A 411-nucleotide genomic window follows, 5' to 3' on the forward strand; every position below is an offset into this window, starting at 1 on the left:
CGGTGACCGAGGAGGTGACCGACGTCGATCTGGTCCAGGCCCAGCTGCGCATCGCCGCAGGCGAGACGCTGGCGGATCTGGGACTGAGCCAGGACACGGTTTTCCTCAGGGGCGCCGCGCTGCAGAGCCGCATCACCACAGAAGACCCGTCCAACGGCTTCCGGCCCGACGTCGGACAGATCACAGCGTATCGTTCGGCTGGCGGCGCCGGCGTGCGCCTGGACGGCGGCACCGTCTATGCCGGGGCTGAGATCAGCCCGCATTTCGACTCGATGCTGGTGAAGCTGACCTGCCGTGGGCGGGACTACAAGCAGGCGGTCAGCCGGGCCCGCCGCGCACTGGCGGAATTCCGCATCCGCGGGGTGTCCACCAATATTTCCGTCCTGCAGGCGGTCCTGGAGGACCCGGACT

Annotated in this window: 1 pseudogene; it reads left to right on the forward strand. The window is 68.4% G+C overall.

From position 1 onward, the window contains the following. Positions 1 to 411 (forward strand): annotated as a pseudogene (locus AC5RVV_RS18185) (pyruvate carboxylase); the annotation flags it as partial.

The organism is Arthrobacter sp. MDT2-34-1, assembly GCF_059091365.1.